Genomic DNA, 25613 nt, shown 5'->3' with positions numbered 1-25613 from the left:
GTTGAGATTCCCTCTGAAGCAAGTCCTCAAACTTGTTTGACCTGTGTGAAAAGGATATTAAGAGGGCGAATGCGAGGTACGCGTATGAAACGCAACCCCCGTCGCCGCGCTCTTGCTGTGCCTGTGCGCCACGGTCCAGAGAGAAGTCCCGAAGAGCCTGGGGAGGTTCACTGATATGTTGTACGATAAATCCCTTGAGAAGGATAACTGTGGTTTCGGCCTGATCGCCCACATAGAAGGCGAACCTAGCCACAAGGTAGTGCGTACCGCTATACACGCACTGGCCCGTATGCAGCACCGTGGAGCTATCCTTGCGGATGGTAAAACCGGCGACGGTTGCGGTCTGCTGCTGCAAAAACCGGATCGTTTCTTTCGCATCGTGGCGGAAGAGCGCGGCTGGCGTTTAGCCAAAAACTACGCTGTCGGCATGCTGTTCCTGAATCAGGACGCGGAAAAAGCAGCCGTCTCACGCCGCATCGTCGAAGAAGAACTTCAACGCGAAACCCTGTCTATCGTTGGCTGGCGCGACGTGCCCACTAACGAAGGGGTACTCGGTGAAATCGCCCTCTCCTCGCTGCCTCGTATCGAGCAAATCTTTGTCAACGCGCCTGCGGGTTGGCGTCCACGTGATATGGAACGCCGTCTGTTTATCGCCCGTCGCCGCATTGAAAAACGCCTGCAGGACGATAAAGAGTTCTACGTTTGTAGCCTCTCGAACCTGGTGAACATCTATAAAGGTCTGTGTATGCCGGCTGACCTGCCGCGCTTCTACCTGGACCTGGCGGACCTGCGTCTGGAATCGGCTATTTGCCTGTTCCACCAGCGCTTCTCCACCAACACCGTACCACGCTGGCCGCTGGCTCAGCCGTTCCGCTATCTGGCGCACAACGGCGAAATCAACACCATCACCGGTAACCGCCAGTGGGCTCGCGCACGTACCTATAAATTCCAGACCCCGCTGATCCCGGATCTGCACGACGCTGCGCCGTTCGTCAACGAAACCGGCTCTGACTCCAGCTCGATGGATAACATGCTGGAACTGCTGCTGGCAGGCGGGATGGATATCGTACGCGCCATGCGCCTGCTGGTTCCGCCAGCCTGGCAGAACAACCCGGATATGGATCCTGAGCTGCGGTCCTTCTTCGACTTTAACTCCATGCACATGGAGCCGTGGGATGGTCCGGCAGGTATCGTGATGTCCGATGGTCGCTTTGCGGCCTGTAACCTCGACCGTAATGGTCTGCGCCCGGCGCGCTACGTCATTACTAAAGACAAGCTGATCACCTGCGCCTCTGAAGTGGGGATTTGGGACTACCAGCCTGACGAAGTGGTCGAAAAAGGCCGTGTAGGGCCGGGCGAGCTGATGGTGATCGACACCCGCGGCGGTCGCATCCTGCACTCCGCGGAAACCGATAACGATCTGAAAAGCCGTCATCCGTACAAAGAGTGGATGGAGAAAAACGTCCGCCGTCTGGTGCCGTTTGAAGATCTGCCGGATCAGGACGTGGGCAGCCGCGAACTGGATGACGATACCCTCGCCAGCTACCAGAAACAGTTTAACTACAGCGCGGAAGAGCTGGACTCCGTTATCCGCGTGTTGGGTGAAAACGGCCAGGAAGCGGTCGGCTCCATGGGTGATGATACCCCGTTTGCCGTGCTCTCCAGTCAGCCGCGAATCATTTACGACTACTTCCGTCAGCAGTTCGCGCAGGTGACCAACCCGCCGATCGATCCGCTGCGTGAAGCGCACGTGATGTCGCTGGCCACCAGCATCGGTCGTGAGATGAACGTCTTCTGTGAAGCCGAAGGCCAGGCCCACCGCCTGACCTTTAAGTCACCGATCCTGCTGTACTCCGATTTCAAACAGCTCACCACCATGCATGAGGAGCACTACCGCGCTGACACGCTCGACATCACTTTCGACGTGACCGAAACCACCCTCGAAGAGACGGTGAATGCGCTGTGTGACAAAGCGGAACAGATGGTACGTAACGGTACCGTGCTGCTGGTGCTGTCCGACCGCAATATCGCGAAAAACCGTCTGCCGGTACCGGCGCCTATGGCCGTCGGGGCTATCCAGACGCGTCTGGTCGATAAGAGCCTGCGCTGCGATGCCAACATCATTGTGGAAACCGCCAGTGCGCGCGATCCGCACCACTTCGCAGTGCTGCTGGGCTTTGGTGCAACGGCGATTTACCCGTACCTCGCCTACGAAACCCTGGCAAAACTGGTCGACAGTCAGGCCATCGAGAAAGATTACCGTACCGTGATGCTGAACTACCGTAACGGCATCAACAAAGGTCTGTACAAGATCATGTCCAAGATGGGCATCTCGACCATCGCCTCTTACCGCTGCTCGAAGCTGTTCGAAGCCGTCGGTCTGCATGACGATGTTGCCGACCTCTGCTTCCAGGGCGTAATCAGCCGCATCGGCGGCGCGGACTTTAGTGACTTCCAGCAGGATCTGCTGAACCTCTCCAAACGCGCCTGGCTGGCACGTAAGCCGCTGGATCAGGGTGGACAGCTGAAGTATGTGCACGGTGGCGAATACCATGCCTATAACCCGGACGTGGTGCGCACCCTGCAACAGGCCGTTCAGAGCGGTGAGTACAGCGATTATCAGCAATATGCTGAGCTGGTGAACAACCGTCCGGCAGCCACGCTGCGCGATCTGCTGGCGCTGAACCCGGGCGATACCGCGGTCAGCATCAATGAGGTTGAACCGGCGTCTGAACTGTTCAAACGCTTTGATACCGCCGCGATGTCTATCGGCGCACTCAGCCCGGAAGCCCACGAGGCGCTGGCAGAAGCGATGAACAGCATCGGCGGGAACTCCAACTCCGGTGAAGGCGGTGAAGATCCGGCGCGCTATGGCACGAACAAAGTGTCGCGCATCAAGCAGGTTGCTTCCGGTCGCTTCGGTGTGACCCCGGCGTACCTGGTCAATGCTGACGTAATTCAGATTAAAGTCGCTCAGGGTGCAAAACCGGGCGAAGGCGGTCAGTTACCGGGTGACAAAGTGACCCCGTACATCGCCAAACTGCGCTACTCGGTACCGGGCGTGACGCTGATCTCCCCGCCACCGCACCACGATATTTACTCTATCGAGGATCTGGCGCAGCTGATTTTCGACCTGAAACAGGTCAACCCGAAAGCGATGATCTCCGTGAAGCTGGTTTCCGAGCCGGGCGTGGGCACTATCGCCACCGGTGTGGCAAAAGCCTACGCGGACCTGATCACTATCGCCGGTTACGACGGCGGCACCGGGGCCAGCCCGCTCTCCTCAGTGAAATACGCGGGTTGTCCATGGGAGCTTGGCCTGGTGGAAACCCAGCAGGCACTGGTGGCTAACGGTCTGCGTCACAAGATCCGTCTGCAGGTAGATGGCGGCCTGAAAACCGGCCTCGATATCATCAAAGCGGCGATTCTGGGTGCAGAAAGCTTCGGCTTCGGTACTGGCCCGATGGTGGCGCTGGGCTGTAAATATCTGCGTATTTGTCACCTGAACAACTGCGCAACCGGCGTTGCAACTCAGGACGAAAAACTGCGTAAGAACCACTACCACGGCCTGCCGTTCAAAGTGACCAACTACTTTGACTTCATCGCCCGCGAAACACGCGAGCTGATGGCGCAGCTGGGCGTGACGCGTCTGGTGGATCTGATTGGCCGTACCGACCTGCTGACAGAGCTGGAAGGATTCACGGCTAAGCAGCAGAACCTGAAGCTGTCCCGCCTGCTGGAAACGGCTGAACCGCATCCGGGCAAAGCGGTGTACTGCACCGAGAATAACCCGCCGTTCGACAATGGCGTGCTGAACGCTCAGCTGTTGCAACAGGCGAAGCCATTTGTGGATGACAAGCAGAGCAAAACCTTCTGGTTTGATATTCGCAACACCGATCGTTCAGTCGGCGCAACGCTCTCGGGTTACATCGCACAGACGCACGGCGACCAGGGTCTGGCTGCCGATCCGATTACCGCTCACTTCAGCGGTACCGCAGGTCAGAGCTTCGGCGTGTGGAATGCCGGTGGCGTTGAGCTGTACCTGACTGGCGATGCCAACGACTACGTCGGTAAAGGCATGGCGGGCGGTCTGCTGGCGGTGCGTCCTCCGGTCGGCTCTGCCTTCCGCAGCTGCGATGCCAGCATCATCGGCAACACCTGTCTGTACGGTGCTACCGGTGGTCGTCTGTTTGCTGCAGGTCGTGCAGGTGAGCGTTTTGCGGTGCGTAACTCCGGTGCCATCACCGTGGTGGAAGGTATCGGCGATAACGGCTGTGAATACATGACCGGCGGTATTGTCTGCGTGCTGGGCAAAACCGGCGTTAACTTCGGGGCAGGTATGACCGGTGGTTTCGCCTATGTCCTGGACGAAAGCGGTGATTTCCGCAAACGCGTGAACCCGGAGCTGGTGGAAGTGCTGGATGTTGAAACCCTGGCGATCCATGAAGAGCACCTGCGCGGTTTGATCACCGAGCACGTGCATCATACCGGTTCCGTGCGCGGCGAAGAGATTCTGGCGAACTGGCCAGCATTCTCTGCGAAATTCGCGCTGGTTAAACCGAAGTCCAGCGATGTTAAAGCCCTGTTGGGTCACCGTAGTCGTAGCGCAGCAGAGCTGCGTGTGCAGGCGCAGTAAATCTGGATTTAGCGGGCGTCATTGTCGCAGTGAGTCTGGACACGGACAGCGCGCAAGACCCGCAGCGTGCACGTAGTACGCGAGGAGTCTGAGCACTGCCCAGGTCCAGAATCACAAGAAAAATAGCCCGATGAATCAGATTTGAGGAATTTAGATGAGCCAGAATGTATACCAGTTTATCGACCTGCAGCGTGTGGATCCGCCGAAGAAGCCGCTGAAGATCCGTAAAATTGAATTTGTTGAAATCTACGAGCCGTTTTCTGAAGGTCAGGCTAAAGCACAGGCAGACCGCTGCCTGTCCTGCGGCAACCCGTACTGCGAGTGGAAGTGTCCGGTGCATAACTACATCCCGAACTGGCTGAAGCTGGCCAACGAAGGGCGTATTTTTGAAGCCGCCGAGTTGTCTCACCAGACCAACACCTTGCCGGAAGTGTGCGGCCGCGTGTGTCCTCAGGATCGTCTGTGTGAAGGCTCCTGTACTCTGAACGACGAGTTCGGTGCGGTAACCATCGGCAACATCGAACGCTACATCAACGATAAAGCGTTTGAGATGGGCTGGCGCCCGGACATGACGGGTGTGCGTCAGACCGACAAACGCGTAGCGATCATCGGTGCCGGTCCGGCAGGCCTGGCCTGCGCTGACGTGCTGACCCGCAACGGGGTGAAAGCAGTGGTGTTCGACCGTCACCCGGAAATCGGCGGTCTGCTGACCTTCGGCATCCCGGCATTCAAGCTGGAAAAAGAGGTCATGACTCGCCGCCGTGAAATCTTCACCGGTATGGGCATTGAGTTCAAACTGAATGTGGAAGTGGGCCGTGACGTGCAGCTCGACGATCTGCTGAAAGATTACGACGCTGTGTTCCTGGGCGTTGGCACCTATCAGTCGATGCGTGGCGGACTGGAAAACGAAGATGCCAACGGCGTATTCGATGCCCTGCCGTTCCTGATTGCCAATACCAAACAGATGATGGGTTACGGCGAAACTGCCGCTGAGCCATACGTCAGCATGGAAGGCAAACGCGTTGTCGTACTTGGCGGCGGTGATACCGCTATGGACTGCGTGCGTACCTCCATTCGTCAGAATGCCGCACACGTTATCTGTGCCTATCGTCGTGACGAAGAGAACATGCCTGGCTCTAAACGTGAAGTGAAAAACGCGCGTGAAGAGGGTGTGGAGTTTCAGTTCAACATCCAGCCACTGGGTATTGAAGTGAACGCCAACGGCAAAGTCAGCGGCGTGAAGATGGCGCGCACTGAGATGGGTGCGCCGGATGCGAAAGGCCGTCGTCGCGCAGAAATCGTTGCCGGTTCCGAGCATGTGATCCCGGCAGATGCCGTAGTGATGGCGTTTGGTTTCCGCCCTCACAGCATGGAGTGGCTGGCGAAGCATAGCGTCGAGCTGGATTCACAGGGCCGTATCATCGCCCCGGAAGGCAGCGATAATGCGTTCCAGACCAGCAACCCGAAAATCTTTGCCGGTGGTGATATCGTTCGCGGTTCCGACCTGGTGGTAACGGCGATTGCCGAAGGCCGTAAAGCGGCTGACGGGATTATGAATTACCTGGAAGTGTAATGAATATGGCCCGGCAAATGCCGGGCCATTTTTTTGCTTACTTCGAGAGGATTCGCCAGGTCAAATCGCTTTCCAGCGTGGTTTGATCCGAGATTCGTTTAAACGCGTTATCATTCAGCACCGGGAATAGCGTGACGGTAAAATTCATTTGCTGACCGCTGGGCACCTGGCCGTTTTCGACTGCAATTATCGCCTCGTTATTGCGGATAGAGAGCGATGGCGTGTCGTCTTTATCCGGGGTGAAATTTACCTGATCGGTTGTTTTACCCACGCTGTAGCTTTTACCGTCGAGCGTCAGGTTGCTCACTTTGATGGCCACGCCACCATTCTGCCCAAACAGGAAACGCCCTTTCTCACCTGCAGTCCCTTGCAGCAAGATTGCCATCTGCTTTTTATCCGGGCAAAAGACGCTGACACTGATATCTTTCTCCGGCATTTTATTCCAGCTTTGCTGGGTCAGGACGATGTTGTCACGGCGTATCTGGTGATAATCCACCACCTGCTGGGAGAGCGTTATCTGGCAATCATCAGCATAAGAAAGACACGGTAAAGCAAGCAGTAATAATGCTGCCAGACGTTGAACGTTCATCGACATACTCCGTTAACTTCCTCATAAAACGTGTCTTCGTCATGCTTCTCAGGAAGCGTAAAATTCAACTTACACAGGCGATTGTTATTATCGTCCATGGCATAAAGCGCGGTAATTTGATCGGCATCGTTCAGGAACACATGCCCATCATCAACAACCGTGACGATATAGTTATTTTTACCATCCACCACGGATAAGCCTTTTTTAAGCGGCTTACCATCGGCCTGCTTAATACGCAACATCACGCGACGGCTGTTCAATACTTTGAAGCTCACTTCGCTGACAGAAGCATGTGCGGCAGCAATGTATTTCGTGCCGTTTGCCAGCGTCATACTCTGCGGCAATTTGTTCGCATCAACTTCAATACGGGAGTTACGCCACTCTATTAACCCTGGCACCACAGCCTGGCCCCAGTGATCGGTCCAGACGGTGCCCTGAGGTGTAGAGATTTCCACGCCCGCTTTCGGTTCGCTGAGTTTGGCAATCGCAAAGGTTTCCCTGATGGAATATGGCGAGAAGGTGACACCATCTTTATGCATGGCAATGCCGCCCGACAGCGTCGCATTATAGTTACGCTGATTATCACCACTGGTACCGCCACCTACGCTCAACTGGGTGTAGTGCAGATTAGTGTTGATGTTGCCGTTAAAGCTGTTTTCGTTTGAATCATTATCCCGGTCTGCTGAGATATAGTAATTGGTGTTTTCGCCCAGCGAACCACTGTTTGCCAGACCATAGCTGGTACTGTCACCCTGCTTGCGCATGTAAGAACTGAGGCTCTGAGTGCCCCCCAGCGGAATGTTCAGGTTTACATATAAGAGGTCTTCGTTCTGGTCATCATCGGTATCCCCTATTGCGCTTTGCCAGTTAACGTTAACCGAAGCGTATTTAAATGTTTTACCCCATGAGAGGAGTAAATATCGGGAATCCTGCCCATCACCTGTCGCCTGGTTATAGTTAAAGCCCGCGCTAAATGTGCCTGCCAAAGATGTAGACCAGTTGAGGTTGGCAGCATAGCTGTTGTCATACCCGACATAATCATCATCCATCGCATCAGTCAGCTCGCGGTAATTGCCGCTATAGTGGGCAACGCTCGCCGACAATCCCATATTTTCTGTTAGCGCGTAATCACTTTGCAGCTCGTTTTTAACGCCGTTATCGCTATCACCAAACTTGGCTTTACTGGCAGCCATACTGGTGGAGACGCCCCACCCTTCAGTGACCATAAATTCCGTTCGCGCACCTGCGGCCTGGTATTTCTCCGCTACGACACCGGATGCAAGGAGGTTCATCCAGGGCAGGATCCGCCAGCCATTGGAAACGTTGAAGACCATGGGATCGCTGTAGTCGCTCTCTATACTGCGCACCTGCCCTGCCGAGATCGTCAGGCCATTCGGGCGCGACAGGCGCTGCGATCTAACAGATGCGGCAGGTACGATGAAATGACTCGTTGACCCGTCTGTTTCAACGACCATCACGTCAAGATCGACGTTATTGCGCACAATCGGTACATCATCAAGCGTGAAGGGGCCAGCTGGCACCAGGGTGTTAAAAATAAGGCGATTATTTTGCCGGATTTCAACACGCGCCTGTGGCGTACGCGCAATGCCGGACACGCTTACACCGGTGTAATCATGCTGTAAGCCATTGGTTGGCATCAGCTGCACACCCATGATAGGCACGCCGCTCAACACGTCTGACACGGCGTTGATTTCCCCCACCTGCATCGTCAAACGTTGAGGGACAAAGACATGCTCCGCGTAGGTATAAATGCTCTCCGCGTTTCGATCACCATCATTATCTGTCAGGATATAACGGCTGCGCAGCGACCAGTCCATCGCATTAAAACCTGCTTCAAGACTTGCCTGAGAATACCTGCTACTGTCGCTATCGCTTCCTGTGTACTCACTTTTGGTGCTGAATAATGAGTAATTCAACATGCCGGCTACACCACCATGCTGAAAGTTTTTGATGTCTGATGTCAGGCTATTAATCGCTTCCGGCGGCAGATATAACTCAACTGCTTCCTGATTGGGGAGCGCATTTATCACCGCCTGGGCGTAATCGCTGCGAATATCATGACAGGCTTCACCCGACTTGATGGAAACAGGCATGATTCCGGCAAACTCAAGAAAGTCGTTATCAACACACATAACGCCATCTTCGTTAAAACGAACCGCAGCCGTTCCACGCTCTTTGCCGTTCACTTTTACAGAAACAGAATGCGTCCCGGGTAAAAAACGGGGCGCTTCGGCAAAGTAGCGGTTAAGATCCGCACCCAGGCCACGCGATTTTAATATCCCCGTGTCAAAGGTAACTTCCCTCGCCTGTAACAAAGGTGAGTCGAGAAGTATCAGAGGTAATGCGCCGTAAATAACTGCGCGCACAAAAATTGCGAGGTGGCTTTTTTTACGCACCGCCATATTCCTTTATTTTTTATTTAGTTCCGATATGAAGCTAGGCACTTCTACGCCATAACGGCTGGCGGGGAAAAACTTGACTTGAGTGTTACCACTTACCGATTTGCCCACCGATGTAGTCATGCTTTCACCAGGCAAAATGTAGGTTTTTGGCAGCGTGCCAGAGATACCCGATGGCTGCAGAAGAACATTCGTAGCAAGGCGCACGACATATTTACTCGGGTTTTTAACCGTAACGGATGAACCGGCTGTAGACCATTCCAGATCCTTCCAAGCATCGGTCACGACAGGGAGTTTTGCCGGGCGAATAAGTACTGGGAGATCCTGACGAATATTAATGCCAATTTTGATTTTTTTATCGTCACTCTTCGGTGGGATACCTTCGAAGGTGACACGTTTATAATGCTCAACCTCTAACGGTTTGCTCGTTTGCAGTAAAAAACGCAGCTGTTGAGTCTGCCCAGGTTCAAGGCGCACCACCGGCTGGGTAACAACCAGTTTTAAACCAATATCATCGGGAAGATCCACGACATTGGTATATAACAGGGAAGGATGACTATCCGTATTTTTTACGTTGATAGTACCGCTATGGGTCGCTTCATCAATGACCAGCAAACTGGTTTCAGGAACCATTCCTGCGGCATAGAGAGGAAACTGCGCAGAAAACAATGATAAAGCCAGTAAGGTTTTTATTGCCGGTTTATTAAAGCATAACATAGTAAAAATTCCTTAATAGCAAAAACATAACTGTCCGTGTTTAACGTGCTATTAAAAAAGAGTCGATAAAGGATAAGAACTCTTTTATTCAGAGCAAGCTCAATAAAAGAGAGTAATTACGGATAACACAGCTGAATATCAGTTGATCACGTCGGTGATTATCAGCGGTGATCGCCTGACCGGTGGTATTATGAATAACCAAAGAGGCCGCTGCCGGGAATACTGCACGACTAAAAGGGTGCGGCTCAGGGCTAACTGCCGTTGCAACCGTAAAATCACGCATGTTGTATACCTGAGCAGAACCTTTTTCATTTGTTAATCCTTAACGTATGAATAAGTTAGATGCAAATATAAAACGATATATCTACTACTGCTGTAACAAGATGCTGGATAGCATGTGACTATAATATCCGCTGAATATATAGATTCAACTTAGCAATATTAACTGCCCGTTTTAGATTAACTCAAATGATAGTCAGCAATAATATTTTTAGAGATAATAAGGGATAAGAGCAAAATATATATTCATTTCACAATTATTTATTAGGTCAATTTTCGCAAATTTTTGAGTTGAATAACGCTAATACATTCATATTGCTGATTAAAAAAATATCTTCCCAGTATACTATGCAAAAAAAAATACCCAGCCGATTGATATCAGGCTGGGTATTTATCTCTTTAACTGCAGACTATTTTACGACCCGGAGTGCCGGTCGGCCACCACGCGGCGGTGGTTCATCATCAGGATCGTCATTATGATCGGGTTTATCGCCATCAATGACCGACATAACGGTTTCGCTTTCGCTCTCCGTTGCGCCGTTTTCATCATTCAGGCTGGTAACCTCTTCATCGTAAGCTGCTTCCGGCTCAAACATGGTGCCAGCACCGTTTTCACGGGCATAGATGGCCAATACGGCAGCCAACGGCACAGACACCTGGCGCGGCACGCCGCCAAAACGGGCATTAAAGCGAACTTCATCGTTCGCCAGCTCCAGGCCACCGACTGCGCGCGGTGCAATGTTCAGTACGATTTGCCCGTCACGTGCATATTCCATAGGAACCTGCACGCCCGGTAACGTCACATCCACAACCAGGTGCGGCGTGAGCTGGTTATCCAGCAACCATTCATAGAAGGCACGCAGCAGATACGGACGGCGCGGAGAAAGCTGTGACATTTCCACAATCATTAACCCCGGCCGAGACGCATTTCACGTTCAGCTTCAGTCAGAGAAGCAAGGAAAGAGTCGCGTTCGAAGACACGCGTCATGTAGCCTTTAAGCTCTTTTGCTCCCGGGCCGCTAAACTCCACGCCCAGAATCGGCAGACGCCACAGCAGCGGAGCCAGGTAGCAATCGACCAGGCTGAACTCGTCGCTCAGGAAGAACGGACGTTGACCGAATACTGGCGCAATCGCCAGCAGCTCTTCGCGCAGCTGTTTACGCGCAGCATCGGCTTCTGATGAAGAACCGTTCACGATGACGTTCATCAGCGTATACCAGTCTTTCTCGATACGCTGCATGTACAGGCGGCTTTCACCACGCGCAACCGGGTAAACCGGCATCAGCGGCGGATGAGGGAAACGCTCATCCAGATATTCCATAATGATACGGGATTCCCACAGGGTCAGCTCACGATCCACCAGCGTTGGTACGCTCTGGCTTGGATTGAGATCGATCAGATCCTGAGGCGGGTTATCCTTTTCCACATGCTCGATCTCAAAACTGACACCCTTCTCGGCCAGCACGATACGAACCTGATGGCTATAAATGTCAGTAGGACCAGAAAACAGCGTCATTACCGAACGTTTGTTGGCAGCGACAGCCATGAAAACCTCCAGGTATATTCAGAATTTTTACTGCTACCAGCCATACAGGCTAGCCAGATGTTTTGTTGTCCATCCCTGAGAACGTCTCCTCTTGTTCAAAAAGAGAACAAAAATCGAGCATTCACCGTTATTTGGACAGAAAAGTGGATGATAGTTTACCAGATTTTGCGGCCTTTGTGGTGAGGGGATTCTGGAAATGCGGAAAAAGAGCGCAGAAAGGGGGCGCCGTGTGGATAACCTATGCGGTAGCCATAAAAAAACCCGCCGAAGCGGGTTTTTCGCCAATTGTTGTCTGCCGAAGCAGAAACCAATTAACGCTTGGAGAACTGTGGACGACGACGTGCTTTACGCAGACCGACTTTCTTACGTTCAACCTGACGAGCATCACGAGTAACGAAGCCAGCTTTACGCAGTTCGCCACGCAGGGACTCATCGTACTCCATCAGAGCGCGGGTGATACCGTGACGGATCGCACCAGCCTGACCAGAGATACCACCACCTTTAACGGTGATGTACAGATCCAGTTTCTCAACCATGTCGACCAGTTCCAGCGGCTGACGAACTACCATGCGGGCAGTTTCACGACCGAAGTACTGTTCCAGAGAACGTTGGTTGATAACGATTTTACCACTGCCCGGTTTGATGAACACGCGAGCGGCGGAGCTTTTGCGGCGACCAGTGCCGTAGTATTGATTTTCAGCCATTGCCTATAATCCCGATTAGATGTCAAGAACTTGCGGTTGCTGTGCCGCGTGGTTGTGCTCGTTACCTGCGTAAACTTTCAGTTTACGGTACATAGCACGACCCAGCGGGCCTTTTGGCAGCATGCCTTTAACCGCGATTTCAATCACACGCTCAGGACGGCGGGCAATCATCTCTTCAAAGGTCGCTTGTTTGATACCGCCGATGTGGCCGGTGTGGTGATAGTACACTTTGTCAGTACGCTTGTTGCCGGTTACAGCAACTTTGTCAGCGTTCAGAACGATGATGTAATCACCGGTATCTACGTGCGGAGTGTATTCCGCTTTATGCTTACCGCGCAGGCGACGAGCCAGTTCGGTAGCCAGACGGCCCAGAGTTTTACCGGTCGCGTCAACAACATACCAGTCGCGTTTTACGGTTTCTGGTTTAGCTGTGAAAGTTTTCATTAAAAGCTTACCCAAATAAATAAGTTACACGTTGGTGAACACCCAAACGTTTAGTAGTTGAGGTTCACACGACATTGTCCAGCAAACCTACCCCTTCGAATAGCCTATGCCGGCGCAGAGAAAGTTTTGGGAAAAAAACCTTCTTGTAACGTGGGGTCGCAAGATTATAGAGAAGTCAGGGGTAAAGATCGACCCCTAATTGTGATTTGACGCGGGTTTTTCCGGGGGTAGGGAAAGTCCGGGCTGTCGCCCTCACCCCGGCCCTCTTCCACGAGGAGAGGACCGCAGTCTTAAGGCATATGCTCGCGCTTCAGGTACTCTTCGCTTTGCATTTCCTGCAGGCGTGACAGGCAGCGCTGGAACTCAAACTTCAGCCGCTCTCCCTGATAGATCTCATATAAAGGCACAGCGGCGCTCACCACCAGCTTGACGTGGCGTTCGTAAAACTCATCAACCAGTGCGATAAAACGCCGGGCTTCGCTCTCCATCAGCCTGGTCATCACCGGAACATCGAAAAGCATCACCGTATGGAAAAGGCGCGAGAGCGCAATATAGTCGTGCTGACTGCGGGCATCGACACACAGGGTCGCAAACGATACGCCGAGGGTCTGATTGACGACACCCAGCGTTTGCAGCGGGCGATGGTTCACTTCCAGCACGGGGGCGTTACCCCGCTCGGCCCCTGCCAGCATCAGCCACAGCTTGTCCATCTGCTGCTGCGTGCCGTCGTTTAACGGTGAAATCCACAGATGGGCCTGGGTCAGGGTACGCAGGCGATAATCGACGCCAGCATCAACATTCATAATGTCGCAATGCTCTTTTATAGCATCGATGGCGGGCAGGAAACGGGCGCGTTGCAGGCCGTTACGGTACAACTCATCCGGTGGAATGTTGGAGGTCGCCACCAGCGTAATGCCGCGGGCAAATAGCGCTTTCATCAGCCCGCCCAACAGCATGGCGTCAGTAATATCCGAAACAAAAAACTCATCAAAGCACAGCACGTCGGTTTCGGCTTTGAAGCGCTCGGCAACGATATCCAGCGGATCGCTCTGCCCCTGCAGGGCCGTCAGCTCTTCATGTACCCGCAGCATAAAGCGGTGAAAATGCAGGCGCTGCTTACGTGTTCCCGGCAGGCTTTGGTAAAAAAGATCCATCAGCCAGGTTTTGCCGCGGCCAACACCTCCCCACATATATAGGCCGCGTACCGGCGTGACGCTTTGCGGCGCTTTCTTTCCCAGCAGTCTTCCAAACGCGGCTTTCAGTCCTCCCGCAGGCGCAGCCTCGGTCGGCTGGGTGGTCAGCGCCTGCCAGATGCTATCCAGACGCCTTACGGCTTCACGCTGTACATCATCTGGCTGGTGAGAACCCTCATTCAGGGCCTGTTGGTAACGCGATGTTGGGGAAAGGCTTTGCATAATCTTGTTGTTATTCCTTCAATTAATACCCGCCAGCCTGTTCAGTTGGCGAAAAAAAGGCCGTTCTACAGTACGCGATGATGCGGTGGGATTCCACTTCTAAGGAAATAGCGGTTATAGTGGCATAATCAGGCGCAGGCATGAAGCCGAGCCAACACCCTACGGAACCACAAGACAACGGGAGAAGTTCATGACCTGGGAATATGCGCTAATTGGTTTAGTCGTCGGCATCGCTATCGGTGCCGTGGCCATGCGTTTTGGAAATCGCAAATTGCGCCAGCAACAGGCTTTGCAGTACGAACTGGAAAAGAACAAAGCTGAACTGGAAGAGTATCGCGAAGAGCTGGTGAGCCACTTCGCCCAGAGCGCCGAGCTGCTGGACAACATGGCCCATGATTATCGTAAGCTTTATCAGCATATGGCGAAAAGCTCCAGCAACCTGCTGCCGGAAATGAGCGCGGAAAACAATCCGTTCCGCAACCGCCTGGCAGAGTCCGAAGCGGGTAACGATCAGGCGCCCGTACAGATGCCACGTGATTACTCCGAAGGCGCATCCGGCCTGCTGCGTGGTGGCGCAAAGCGCGATTAATCGCACTTCATAAATAAATTTTACGGGCGCAGCCCTTGCGCCCGTCCTTTCTTTCCGTCCCCAGCTATTATTTAGTCAAACACCTCATTGTTCAGCGTTTTAAAATTCAATAACATCAGACTGTTTCAGGATTGTTATTCCTCCATTCCAGGTTGCGAGAGCCAGCATAAATGAACAAAAAAAATCAGCTGTTGAGCGCGTTAGCATTGAGTATCGGATTATCGCTGTCGGCATCGTATCCGGCGGCGGCAGCAATCCCTTCGCAGGTTCCGGGCCAGGCTGCGCTACCGAGCCTTGCTCCGATGCTGGAAAAAGTCCTGCCCGCGGTAGTTAGCGTGCAGGTGGAAGGCACCGCCGTGCAAAGCCAGCGCATCCCGGAAGAGCTGAAAAAGTATTTCGGCGATGATGCCCCTGATCAAGCACAACCTTTTGAAGGACTGGGCTCCGGGGTCGTGATCGATGCTGCGAAAGGCTATGTCCTGACCAATAACCATGTCATCAGCCATGCGGATAAAATCAGTGTCCAGATGAATGATGGTCGTGAGTTCGATGCCAAGCTGATTGGCGGGGACGATCAGAGCGATATCGCCCTGCTGCAGTTGCAGAACCCCACCGGCCTGACGCAGATCGCCATCGCGGATTCCGACAAACTGCGCGTCGGGGACTTTGCCGTCGCGGTAGGTAACCCCTTCGGTCTGGGCCAGACAGCCACTTCTGGCATCGTCTCCGCGCTGGGTCGCAGTGGTCTGAACCTCGAAGGGCTGGAAAACTTTATCCAGACCGACGCATCCATTAACCGCGGTAACTCCGGCGGCGCGCTGTTGAACCTGAACGGGGAGCTGATCGGTATTAACACCGCCATTCTGGCTCCCGGCGGCGGCAGCGTGGGGATTGGTTTTGCCATTCCCAGCAATATGGCCCGCACGCTGGCACAGCAGCTGATTGATTTTGGCGAAGTGAAACGCGGCTTGCTGGGCATTAAAGGCACGGAAATGAGCGCGGATATCGCCAAAGCGTTCAACCTGAACGTGCAGCGCGGCGCCTTCGTCAGTGAAGTGTTACCTAATTCCGGCTCGGCAAAAGCGGGCGTCAAATCCGGGGACGTGATCGTCAGCCTGAATGATAAACCGTTAAGCAGCTTTGCTGAACTGCGCTCGCGCATCGCCACCACGGAACCTGGCGCCACGGTTAAGCTCGGCATTTTACGTGACGGTAAACCGCTGGACCTGCAGGTTACGCTGGACAAAAGCACCTCTTCATCCGCCAGCGCAGAGATGATTGCCCCGGCGCTGCAAGGAGCGACCTTAAGCGACGGGCAGCTGAAAGACGGCACGAAAGGCATCACCCTCGACAGCGTCGAGAAGAGCAGCCCTGCCGCGCAGGCCGGTCTGCATGAAAATGATGTCATCATCGGGGTGAACCGCGTTCGCGTGCAGTCCATTGCCGAAATGCGCAAAGTGCTGGCAGGCAAACCTTCCGTTATTGCCCTGCAGATCGTGCGCGGTAACGACACGCTTTATATTCTGCTGCGTTAAGCCTGTACGCATCCGGACATCACCCCGTGTGATGTCCGGATAAGTCATGCTATGCTGCTTGCGATCTTCCCTTAACGACGCCCGTATCATGGTTTTAAAGCTCATTCGTTCGGTCGCCATCGGCCTGGTTGTAGGTGGCCTGTTACTGGTCGCGATGCCCTCTTTACGTCAGTTCAATCAGCTGGCTGCGCCGCAATTCGATAGCGCAGATGAAACGCCTGCCAGTTACAACCAGGCAGTGCGCCGTGCCGCCCCTGCGGTGGTTAACGTCTATAACCGTGGACTTAACAGCACCAGCCATAATCAACTGGAGATCCGCACGCTGGGGTCCGGGGTGATCATGGATGAACGCGGCTACATCATTACCAACAAACATGTGATCAATGATGCCGACCAGATTATCGTTGCCCTCCAGGATGGCCGCGTCTTTGAGGCGCTGCTGGTGGGGTCGGACAGTTTAACCGACCTGGCAGTACTCAAAATTAACGCCACGGGCGGCCTGCCGGTGATCCCCATTAATCGTAAGCGCATTCCGCACATCGGTGACGTGGTGCTGGCTATCGGTAACCCTTATAACCTCGGACAGACCATTACTCAGGGGATCATTAGTGCTACCGGGCGTATTGGCCTGAACCCTTCCGGGCGACAGAATTTCCTGCAAACGGACGCTTCCATTAACCACGGTAACTCCGGCGGTGCGCTGGTGAACTCAGTGGGTGAGCTGATGGGTATCAATACGCTCTCCTTTGATAAAAGCAACGACGGAGAAACACCTGAAGGCATCGGCTTTGCCATTCCGTTCCAGCTGGCCAACAAGATTATGGATAAGCTCATTCGCGACGGACGCGTGATCCGTGGCTACATTGGTATTGGCGGGCGTGAGATCGCTCCGCTGCATACCCAGGGCGGTGGCATCGATCAGATTCAGGGCATTGTGGTGAACGAAGTCACCTCCGGTGGCCCGGCGGCAGAAGCAGGCATTAAGGTCAATGATGTGATTGTCTCGGTGAACGGTAAACCGGCGTTGTCGGCTCTGGAGACCATGGATCAAGTGGCTGAAATCAGGCCTGGCTCCATCATTCCGGTAGAAGTGATGCGGGATGATAAGAAACTGACGCTACAGGTGACCATTCAGGAATACCCCGCCACCAACTGAGTGTGCAGACATAAAAAAACCGGAGCCATCGCTCCGGTTTTTTATTGCCCTGACGGGAAGTGAGTCGCTTACTTGTTAACGAACTCTTCGCCCAGGACGATATCGTTCTTCAGCGTGTCCAGCATACCGGCCATCGCCTGCTGCTCAAACGCGCTCAGGGTGCCGATAGATTTACGCTCTTCGATACCGTTTTTACCCAGCAGCAGCGGCTGAGAGAAGAAGCGTGCATGCTCGCCGTCGCCTTCAACGTACGCACATTCCACCACGCCCTGCTCGCCCTGCAGGGCGCGCACCAGAGACAGACCGAAACGTGCTGCGGCCTGGCCCATAGAGAGGGTTGCAGAGCCGCCACCCGCCTTCGCTTCCACCACTTCGGTGCCCGCGTTTTGAATACGTTTGGTCAGGTCAGCCACTTCCTGCTCGGTGAAGCTCACGCCTGGGATCTGGGACAGCAGTGGCAGAATGGTCACGCCAGAGTGGCCGCCGATAACCGGAACTTCAAGCTCGGTTGGCTGTTTGCCTTTCAGTTCCGCTACAAAGGTGTTGGAGCGGATGATGTCCAGCGTAGTTACGCCAAACAGTTTGTTCTTGTCATACACGCCCGCTTTTTTCAGCACTTCCGCTGCGATAGCAACGGTGGTGTTAACCGGGTTAGTGATGATCCCGATGCAGGCTTTCGGGCAGGTGGTCGCCACTTGCTGGATCAGGTTTTTAACGATACCGGCATTCACGTTGAACAGGTCGGAACGATCCATACCTGGTTTACGTGCTACGCCTGCGGAGATCAGCACAACGTCTGCGCCTTCGAGCGCAGGGCGGGCATCTTCACCGGAGAAGCCTTTGATTTTGACAGCCGTCGGGATGTGGCTCAGGTCAACCGCCACACCAGGGGTTACCGGGGCAATATCGTACAGAGAGAGTTCTGAGCCTGCAGGCAGCTGAGTTTTCAGTAGTAGGGCAAGCGCCTGGCCGATACCGCCAGCAGCGCCGAGGACTGCGACTTTCATCCTAAACTCCTTATTATGGTGAGCTAACTTTCTGTTACTCCGTCGCGGCGACCTTAATTCAGCAGATCAACAATTACAATCTTCACAGTGTGAGAATTAGCGGTCACGCACTTTTCGCATCTGCCGGAAAGCTATCAGGCGTTATGCGGTAACTAAGCAACGAATCAAGAGGGGGTTACAATACACCCACGCCAGCCACCAAAACAACATCAATTTGATAACATTTAATTTACTTTTAAGGTTATTTGCGAGGCGTGACGCAGGCATGTTCCTCGATAACGAATTTTGATAAAATCACTCCCTTTCATAACATTATTTCAGCCTAAGATTGGGCAGATAGTTTGCATAAAAATTCATCCATGTGCATAATAATGTTGTTTCTACCGCTATATTTCGGGTGATTTATGCGAATCTCTTCTAAACAAGAAGAATTGGTTAAAGCGTTTAAAGCGCTGCTTAAAGAAGAAAAGTTTAGTTCTCAGGGTGAGATCGTCCAGGCCTTACAGGAAGAAGGCTTCGAAAATATCAACCAGTCGAAAGTCTCCCGCATGTTAACCAAGTTTGGCGCGGTGCGTACCCGCAACGCCAAAATGGAGATGGTCTACTGTCTGCCTGCTGAACTGGGTGTACCAACAACCTCCAGCCCCCTGAAAAATCTGGTGCTGGATATCGACTATAACGATGCCGTGGTGGTGATCCACACCAGCCCGGGTGCAGCCCAGTTGATTGCGCGTCTGCTCGACTCGCTCGGTAAAGCAGAAGGCATTCTCGGCACCATCGCCGGTGACGATACCATCTTCACGACCCCAGCCAATGGTTTCTCGGTAAAAGACCTCTACGAAGCTATTCTGGTCCTGTTCGAACAGGAACTCTGATCCTCTTCCCTGCTGCACATCGCAGCGGGGAATCTTCGGCTCCCGCCTCGTTTTGCCTTACAATCTGTTATCCACGCTTTAACAAATAGTGCGTTTTTCCACATCAATTCATTCATGCAGTGGATGATTCGTCCTGCGATCGCACGAATAATCAAATTGTAATATCTTTATGATTTTCCTGAATATTAAGCGCTTTAATACGCTTAACACCTGCTTTTTTATTCCCTTCAGTTATAAAAACCCCGATGCTTAATACGTGATTTCATAGGAAACAATTAGCATGGTATTAATTTTTGCCGTTATTAGTGTATACTTGATTTTGTGATGAGGGTCACGAAACGAAGACCCCAGTAAAGAATATGACGAGGAAGATAATCATGAAAATCAAAACTACCGTAGCCACACTAAGCATTCTGTCTGTTCTGTCTTTCGGTGCTTTTGCCGCCGATTCAATTAACGCCGATCAGGCCCAGACCCGTGAATCTATCGGTACTGTCTCTGTCGGTGCAATCGGTACTTCGCCGATGGACATGAATCAGATGCTGAACAAAAAAGCGCAGGAACAGGGTGCCTCCTCCTATCGCGTTATCGAAGCGCGTTCCGGTGACCACTGGCATGCTACTGCTGAGCTGTACAAATAAGTCGTACCGAGCATTAACCGTAATACCCGTTATCTCTGTTCAACGACACCAGGCATAAAAATAGCAGCATAACCCTTCTCGTCGTTGAACGTGCCCTGTAAGGAGTTAAGACTATGAACACGAAATTAATCATCGCCACCCTTGGTTTAGCTTCCGTTCTCTCATTTGGTGCCAGCGCAGCTGTGCATCAGGTCACCGCGGAGCAAGCGCAAGGTCTGCAATCACTGGGTAGCGTAGGCGTTACCGAAGTTGCCGGTTCTCCAATGGATGTCCGTCAGGCTCTGGCAGCAAAAGCAGAAAAAGCAGGCGCCAGCAGCTATCGCATCACCGAACTGAATACAGGTGACCACTGGCATGCCACGGCCGAGCTGTACAAATAAACCCTCGTCGTATTGACCTACGACTTGCCCCTGCCTCGCAGGGGCTTTTTTTTGCCTTTTACGGGCGAACGTTAAAGCGAATCTGACCTTCCAGCTCTTCTTCTGCCTCATCAAACAGCAGGATCAGCGCCCCGAAGCGCCTGCGCAGCTTCTCCGGTAAATGGGTAAACTCGATTTCAAGCGGCAGCGGCAGTTGATTACCGGTGACGATCTCCCAGAGAGAATCCAGGTCCGTCACACTCTCTCGCGCGATGCCAAAGGTACGTGAAAACTCACGGTAAAAGTCTTCCTGACTGTCGATTTCATCAAAATCAAACGTATAAATATTCATTTCCCGCCACCCCGTCCAGGCGGGCGGCTGATGCCGCCCTGTCGATTATAATCCCCCGATATGCAGGGTTTTCACTTCCAGGAACTCCTCCAGTCCCAGTACAGACCCTTCACGACCCAGCCCCGACTCTTTCACTCCGCCAAATGGACCCAGTTCAGTGGAGACCGCGCATTCGTTAATTCCGATCATTCCGCTCTCAATAGCCTGCGAGACGCGGAACACCCGCTGCAGATTCTGGGTGTAGAAATAGGCGGCCAGACCGAACGGCGTATTGTTGGCGCGCTGAATCACCTCCTCTTCTGAGGTAAAACGGAAGCAGGCCGCAACAGGCCCAAAGGTCTCTTCGCTGGCCAGCGCCATCCCTTCATGGCAATCGCCCAGCACTGTCGGCTGCCAGAAGTTGCCCCCCAGATCGTGCGCTTTACCGCCTGCCAGAATTGTTGCCCCTTTGGCGACGGCGTCCTCGACATGCTCGCGCACTTTTTTCACTGCGGCAGGCTCAATCAGCGGTCCGACAACGGTGCCCTCCTCCAGGCCGTTACCCACTTTTAAGTCGTTCACGGCAGCGGCGAGCTGGCTGACAAAGGCGTCATACACCGACTCCTGAATATAGAAGCGGTTGACGCTGACGCAGACCTGGCCGGCGTTGCGGAATTTATTGGCGATGGCCCCTTTCACCGCGGCATCAATATCGGCATCCTCAAAGACGATATAAGGCGCATTACCGCCCAGCTCCATCGAGACTTTTTTCATGGTCTCGGCGGAATTGCGTACCAGCGTTTTTCCTACTGCCGTCGAGCCGGTAAAGGAGATTTTTCGCACCTCATGGCTGGCCATGATCGCATCGCTTATCTCAGAGGTGTTGCCTGCGACCGCGTTGAGTACGCCGTCCGGGACCCCCGCCTTTTTGGCGAGGGTAAGTAATGCAAAGGCGCTGAGCGGCGTGTTGTTGGCCGGTTTGATCACCCCGGTACAGCCTGCGGCCAGCGCCGGACCGAGCTTGCGGGTCAGCATCGCCATCGGGAAATTCCACGGTGTGATTGCCGCCACCACGCCAACCGGTTCGCGGGTGGCCAGAATGCGGGAGCCAGGTTTAACCGGAGGAATGATTTCACCGTTGGCGCGTTTGGCCTGCTCGGCGAACCACTGTATAAAGCTGGCCGCGTACTCCACCTCGCCCTCCGCTTCTTTCAGCGGTTTGCCCTGCTCGGTGGTCATCAGTTGTCCAAGCCACTGCTTGTTCTCAATGATTAATTCATACCAGCGATAGAGGATGGCCGAGCGCTCTTTGGCGGTTTTCGCACGCCACGCCGGGAAAGCACGGCTGGCGGCGGCGATAGCCTCTTCGGTCTCTTTGGTGCCGGCTTTTGCCACTTTGGCGATCACCTCGCCGGTGGCCGGATTTACGACATCAAATGTGGTATCGAGCGTTTTCCATACACCATCGACCAAATATCCTGTCTGAAATAGCGCACTGTCCTGAAGAGCCTGGGTCGTCATGTATCCTCCCGTGCGGGTTTAAGTACTTGCCAGGATAAGTATAGTCACAAAAAAACCGACGCTTACGGCGTCGGTTTTCAGGAGGATCAGCTGTCGGTGAGCGCATTCTGGTAGCGATGCAGCATCCCCACCAGCCGCTGCACCGGTTCGGTCACCTGTCGCGGTGCCTCCCAGATACGCAGTTTTTCCTGGTAGATGTCCAGCTCTGCCAGCAGCTGGGTAAAGTAACGTCGTCGCTTATCATCGCTGGAGGCCGAAATGACATGATCGGCGGTGCGTCGCAGCTGGCGGTGGAATGCAGAGAGATCGTCATTGACCGGCACCGGTGCATTGCGCAGGCGCTGATGGGCGATGATCAGGGTCAGCGCCAGCCGGAACTTCGCAATATCGCCCGGGAATTTATTCAGCAGTAAAAACAGCTGCTGGTAGAGCGCAGGCAGATGATTCTCTTTACGCCGGGCGGTGTTGGTGGTCATCGCTGAAACAGCCGCGGAAACAAACTGGTTCAGCAGCACGCGTCCGGTGCGGGCCTGAGAGTTATCGCGCACCAGCAGAATGACCATCATCGCGAGGAAACAGCCAACAATCTGCCCCAGCGCGCTGTCGAGAAACTGGCTGAAGTGAAACGTCATCGGGTTATCCAGCACCAGAATATTGATGGTGCTGGCCAGCGCCCCGAGCGAACCCAGACGTCGCTTCTGCACCTCTATACCAATAAAGAAGGCCATCACGGCAAGACTGATACAGAGCAACAGCATGCTTTGCTGGGTCGAGGGCAGAACCACCAGGAAATAGAAGGCGCCAAGCGGCAGTGCCGCCAGGGTTCCGTACAGAAAATCGAGCGCCACCATCCGCGGGTTAGGCAGACGCATGGCCAGCGAGGTGACCACGGCAATCATCACCATGGCACCGCTGCCGGAAGTCCAGCCGGTCCACAGCCAGAACAGCGTCCCCAGCATACAGGCGAGCGTGGTGCGCCAGAAGTTGACCATCGCATGGTGACGTTCTGCCGATTCGGCTTTGACCACCACCTCGCCCTGCAGCACCTCCTCTTCGGTGGCGCTGATTTTGGTATTGCCGATGACACCACGTTTGAGGAGCAGGTAACGCGTCGCCGCGCCAACCCAGGTATAGATCGTCACCGGAGTGTCGCGTTCACCGGTCCAGGCGATGACACGCCGCATACGTTTGAGCTGTTTATGCACATCCTGAACGGTGGCGACGGGGGTAGCAAACTGTTCCCGGAAGGTCTCCGTGATCGCCTCGGGACGCGTGTTCTGGATAAGATAAGTTTCGCAGGCCTGGGTGATCAGGGTTAAGGAGACGGTATTGATCGCCTTCAGACGGCGATTTGCCCGCGACCAGCGCGACGACTCCATATTGAGGTTGCTGCGCATCCCTTCCAGCGCGGTGGTACGACGCACCAGCGCGCTCCAGGCGTTATCAACCTCTTCACTGTCGCCATGCTTAATGCACAGTTGCATCAGCTGATACTGGGCGACGATCAGCGCGTCCAGCTCGCGATCCACCTCCTGCTTAATGGAGCGTGGGGAGAAGAGCAGATCCGCCACGATCGCACAGACGATCCCCATGACAATCTCACTGCAGCGCTCCACGGCAAACTGTGGCGTCAGCAGCGGGTTGGCCTCGATGGTGATAATAATGATCAGCGCCGTATAGCCAGAAAGCCCCCAGGCATAGGAGTTTTCCACCCGCACCAGGGAGGAGATCCAGGTGCAGAAACCGGCCCAGATACAACATACCATCAGCATCAGCAGCGGGGTACGGATCATCAGAATAACGATGGTCAGCGCGGCGATACAGCCGATAAAGGTGCCGACGATACGTAGCATCCCGCGATAGCGAATGGCACCGGAGTAAGGTTCACCCCCCGCTGCAAATGCCGGACCTGCGGCGACAATCGCCGCGGTCAGCACCGCCCAGCGGGGTGTTTCCAGCTGAAAGTGAAAGCCGACGAACAGCGCCAGCACAATGGCGAAGGCCAGCTTAATCGCAAAGCGCAGGTGCTGGTTGGCGATGGAGAAGATGCCCATGGCGATTAACCAAACTCACGCAGGCGGTGGGCAATTTTGCGGAACAGCGAGTCATGGCTGGCATCCCGATCTTTCTCACCGGTGATCACCACGGTGGCGGTGGTCCCCGCAGGCCACAGGTTACCCTGCTGATCGTCTAGACGAATACGTACCGGCACGCGCTGCGCCAGACGCACCCACTCCAGATTGGAATCGACGGTGGCCATCCCTTTGCTGTCACGGGTGGCGCTGGAGTTGGTCACCCCTGCCGCCACGCTATCAACCGTCCCTTTCAGTACACGGTTACTGCCAAGCGGGGTGATCTCTACCCGATAGCCAGGACGGACGTTCTCCAGCTTAGTCTCTTCCATATAGGCGAGGACATAAAAAGAGTGCTGTTTGACCAGAGCCACGGCGGTTGAGCCACGGGTAATAAATTCGCCGGTGTAGACGTTGAGGTTGGTCACCCAGCCGTCAGACGGGGCGCGGATCACGGTACGCTCAAGATCGAGCTTCGCCAGATCGCGCGTGGCTTCGGCCTTCGCCATCTGATGCAGGACCGTTTGCAGCACGTTATTGGACTGGTCGATCTCCTCGCGGGACATCGCCTGAATCCCCAGCTTATTACGGCGCCCTGCCTCACGGCGTTTTTCCGCGGCCAGTGCCTGGTAGTAGGAGACATCCGCTTCCGCTTCTTCAAGCGCTTTCTGATAACGGGGCTGGTCAATGGTGAAGAGCACCTGATCCTTCTTCACCAGCTGGTTATCATGCACATTGACGGCAGTGATCAGTCCCGCCACATCCGGGGCGATCGCGACGATGTCGGCACTAAAGCGTGCGTCACGCGTCCATGGCGACTCAGTGTAGTAAACCCACGCGCGAAAAATAGCGATGAACGCGAGGATGACCAGCGCCACAGTAATGGCGGTACGGGAGATTTTTCTTGTTAGCGTTTTCACATCAACCTCAAACAAACAAGCGCGATACCAGATAGAACAGGCAGCAATACAGCGCAGAATTGAACAATGCAGGGTGCCAGACGAAATCATAGATCCCGGTCGGAGCCAGCACCTTTCGCACCAGCCAAAAAATCGCCAGTGATAAAAGAAGTTCGAAGAATATCGGTGGGAACGACAATCCGAACACCACGATAACGGGAAACAGACTCATGTTGACCTTGATTAGTGCGAGCAGGCGAAAGAATTATTCAGCATACGGCACCGCAGAAGGGGCAAGAGAAGCC

At 54.0% G+C, this 25613-nt stretch carries 23 protein-coding genes; 8 read left to right on the top strand and 15 right to left on the bottom strand.

The genetic code is table 11. The features are described 5' to 3' along the window. The first annotated feature begins 175 nt into the window (after nucleotides 1-175). Nucleotides 176-4636 carry a glutamate synthase large subunit gene (gene gltB, locus C3F35_RS14425; protein ID WP_103792777.1) on the top strand — a complete coding sequence of 1487 codons (4461 nt, stop codon included), beginning with the start codon at nucleotides 176-178 and terminating at the stop codon, nucleotides 4634-4636. Nucleotides 4637-4790: 154 nt separating this feature from the next. Continuing rightward, nucleotides 4791-6209 (top strand): glutamate synthase small subunit, encoded by a 1419-nt coding sequence (locus C3F35_RS14415; protein ID WP_032614517.1) that lies wholly within the window; start codon nucleotides 4791-4793, stop codon nucleotides 6207-6209. Between the two features lie 37 nt (nucleotides 6210-6246). On the opposite strand, the gene C3F35_RS14410 is transcribed toward C3F35_RS14415, so the two are convergent. The 9 genes from C3F35_RS14410 to zapE all read right to left on the bottom strand — a co-directional run bounded on the left by C3F35_RS14410 (nucleotide 6247) and on the right by zapE (nucleotide 14323). Continuing rightward, nucleotides 6247-6798: a hypothetical protein gene (locus C3F35_RS14410; RefSeq protein WP_032614519.1), complete on the bottom strand. Its 552-nt coding sequence runs from the start codon at nucleotides 6796-6798 to the stop codon at nucleotides 6247-6249. Further along, the gene (locus C3F35_RS14405) at nucleotides 6795-9221 is read right to left on the bottom strand and encodes a fimbrial biogenesis outer membrane usher protein (RefSeq protein WP_103792776.1); all 2427 of its coding nucleotides are present in this window, start codon (nucleotides 9219-9221) and stop codon (nucleotides 6795-6797) included. The genes C3F35_RS14410 and C3F35_RS14405 overlap by 4 nt, the downstream gene beginning before the upstream one ends. A gap of 6 nt (nucleotides 9222-9227) precedes the next feature. After that, nucleotides 9228-9935, bottom strand: a complete 708-nt coding sequence (locus C3F35_RS14400; RefSeq protein WP_032614524.1) for a fimbria/pilus chaperone family protein — start codon at nucleotides 9933-9935, stop codon at nucleotides 9228-9230. An 88-nt stretch (nucleotides 9936-10023) separates the two neighbouring features. After that, complete coding sequence (locus tag C3F35_RS26685; RefSeq protein ID WP_127472197.1) at nucleotides 10024-10218, bottom strand: hypothetical protein; 195 nt, start codon at nucleotides 10216-10218, stop codon at nucleotides 10024-10026. A gap of 406 nt (nucleotides 10219-10624) precedes the next feature. Beyond that, nucleotides 10625-11116 carry a ClpXP protease specificity-enhancing factor gene (sspB, locus tag C3F35_RS14395; RefSeq protein ID WP_032614637.1) on the bottom strand — a complete coding sequence of 164 codons (492 nt, stop codon included), beginning with the start codon at nucleotides 11114-11116 and terminating at the stop codon, nucleotides 10625-10627. A 5-nt stretch (nucleotides 11117-11121) separates the two neighbouring features. Further along, the gene (gene sspA, locus C3F35_RS14390) at nucleotides 11122-11760 is read right to left on the bottom strand and encodes a stringent starvation protein SspA (protein ID WP_059307097.1); all 639 of its coding nucleotides are present in this window, start codon (nucleotides 11758-11760) and stop codon (nucleotides 11122-11124) included. Nucleotides 11761-12071: 311 nt separating this feature from the next. Next, nucleotides 12072-12464, bottom strand: coding sequence for a 30S ribosomal protein S9 (rpsI, locus tag C3F35_RS14380; protein ID WP_003025138.1), 393 nt, complete (start codon nucleotides 12462-12464; stop codon nucleotides 12072-12074). Nucleotides 12465-12479: 15 nt separating this feature from the next. Next, nucleotides 12480-12908 carry a 50S ribosomal protein L13 gene (gene rplM, locus C3F35_RS14375; protein WP_024551131.1) on the bottom strand — a complete coding sequence of 143 codons (429 nt, stop codon included), beginning with the start codon at nucleotides 12906-12908 and terminating at the stop codon, nucleotides 12480-12482. Between the two features lie 290 nt (nucleotides 12909-13198). Next, entirely contained in the window at nucleotides 13199-14323 is a 1125-nt protein-coding gene (gene zapE, locus C3F35_RS14370; protein ID WP_103792775.1) for a cell division protein ZapE, read from the bottom strand. 190 nt (nucleotides 14324-14513) lie between these two features. Here zapE and zapG point away from each other — a divergent pair, with 190 nt between their 5' ends. The 3 genes from zapG to degS all read left to right on the top strand — a co-directional run bounded on the left by zapG (nucleotide 14514) and on the right by degS (nucleotide 17603). Continuing rightward, a complete protein-coding gene (zapG, locus tag C3F35_RS14365) occupies nucleotides 14514-14912 on the top strand; it encodes a Z-ring associated protein ZapG (RefSeq protein ID WP_032614532.1) in 399 nt (132 codons plus the stop codon). Nucleotides 14913-15082: 170 nt separating this feature from the next. Then, nucleotides 15083-16447, top strand: a complete 1365-nt coding sequence (degQ, locus tag C3F35_RS14360) for a serine endoprotease DegQ (RefSeq protein WP_059307095.1) — start codon at nucleotides 15083-15085, stop codon at nucleotides 16445-16447. Between the two features lie 88 nt (nucleotides 16448-16535). Continuing rightward, a complete protein-coding gene (degS, locus tag C3F35_RS14355) occupies nucleotides 16536-17603 on the top strand; it encodes an outer membrane-stress sensor serine endopeptidase DegS (protein ID WP_032614536.1) in 1068 nt (355 codons plus the stop codon). A gap of 68 nt (nucleotides 17604-17671) precedes the next feature. On the opposite strand, the gene mdh is transcribed toward degS, so the two are convergent. Next, the gene (gene mdh / locus C3F35_RS14350; RefSeq protein ID WP_032614538.1) at nucleotides 17672-18610 is read right to left on the bottom strand and encodes a malate dehydrogenase; all 939 of its coding nucleotides are present in this window, start codon (nucleotides 18608-18610) and stop codon (nucleotides 17672-17674) included. A 404-nt stretch (nucleotides 18611-19014) separates the two neighbouring features. On the opposite strand from mdh, the gene argR reads away from it, so the two are divergent. The 3 genes from argR to yhcN (C3F35_RS14335) all read left to right on the top strand — a co-directional run bounded on the left by argR (nucleotide 19015) and on the right by yhcN (C3F35_RS14335) (nucleotide 20506). Then, nucleotides 19015-19485, top strand: coding sequence for a transcriptional regulator ArgR (gene argR, locus C3F35_RS14345; RefSeq protein WP_032614540.1), 471 nt, complete (start codon nucleotides 19015-19017; stop codon nucleotides 19483-19485). Nucleotides 19486-19862: 377 nt separating this feature from the next. Then, on the top strand, nucleotides 19863-20126 hold the full coding sequence (gene yhcN / locus C3F35_RS14340; protein ID WP_032614542.1) for a peroxide/acid stress response protein YhcN: 264 nt from the start codon (nucleotides 19863-19865) through the stop codon (nucleotides 20124-20126). A gap of 113 nt (nucleotides 20127-20239) precedes the next feature. Next, on the top strand, nucleotides 20240-20506 hold the full coding sequence (yhcN, locus tag C3F35_RS14335; RefSeq protein ID WP_032614544.1) for a peroxide/acid stress response protein YhcN: 267 nt from the start codon (nucleotides 20240-20242) through the stop codon (nucleotides 20504-20506). A gap of 58 nt (nucleotides 20507-20564) precedes the next feature. Here yhcN (C3F35_RS14335) and C3F35_RS14330 read toward each other — a convergent pair whose 3' ends face one another. The 5 genes from C3F35_RS14330 to aaeX all read right to left on the bottom strand — a co-directional run bounded on the left by C3F35_RS14330 (nucleotide 20565) and on the right by aaeX (nucleotide 25540). Further along, nucleotides 20565-20837 (bottom strand): barstar family protein, encoded by a 273-nt coding sequence (locus C3F35_RS14330; protein ID WP_032614547.1) that lies wholly within the window; start codon nucleotides 20835-20837, stop codon nucleotides 20565-20567. Nucleotides 20838-20882: 45 nt separating this feature from the next. Further along, a complete protein-coding gene (locus tag C3F35_RS14325) occupies nucleotides 20883-22337 on the bottom strand; it encodes an NAD-dependent succinate-semialdehyde dehydrogenase (RefSeq protein WP_103792774.1) in 1455 nt (484 codons plus the stop codon). Nucleotides 22338-22423: 86 nt separating this feature from the next. Then, nucleotides 22424-24391, bottom strand: a complete 1968-nt coding sequence (gene aaeB / locus C3F35_RS14320) for a p-hydroxybenzoic acid efflux pump subunit AaeB (RefSeq protein WP_032614551.1) — start codon at nucleotides 24389-24391, stop codon at nucleotides 22424-22426. 5 nt (nucleotides 24392-24396) lie between these two features. Beyond that, entirely contained in the window at nucleotides 24397-25329 is a 933-nt protein-coding gene (aaeA, locus tag C3F35_RS14315; protein ID WP_032614642.1) for a p-hydroxybenzoic acid efflux pump subunit AaeA, read from the bottom strand. 7 nt (nucleotides 25330-25336) lie between these two features. Further along, nucleotides 25337-25540, bottom strand: coding sequence for a p-hydroxybenzoic acid efflux pump operon protein AaeX (gene aaeX / locus C3F35_RS14310; protein WP_032614553.1), 204 nt, complete (start codon nucleotides 25538-25540; stop codon nucleotides 25337-25339). Nucleotides 25541-25613: the final 73 nt, after the last annotated feature.

The sequence above is a fragment of the Leclercia sp. LSNIH3 genome, from assembly GCF_002935105.1.
In the GTDB taxonomy this organism is placed as follows: Bacteria; Pseudomonadota; Gammaproteobacteria; order Enterobacterales; family Enterobacteriaceae; genus Enterobacter; species Enterobacter adecarboxylatus.
The sequence above is the reverse complement of the archived record's forward strand: the minus strand, read 5'-3'. Positions and strand labels throughout refer to the sequence as shown.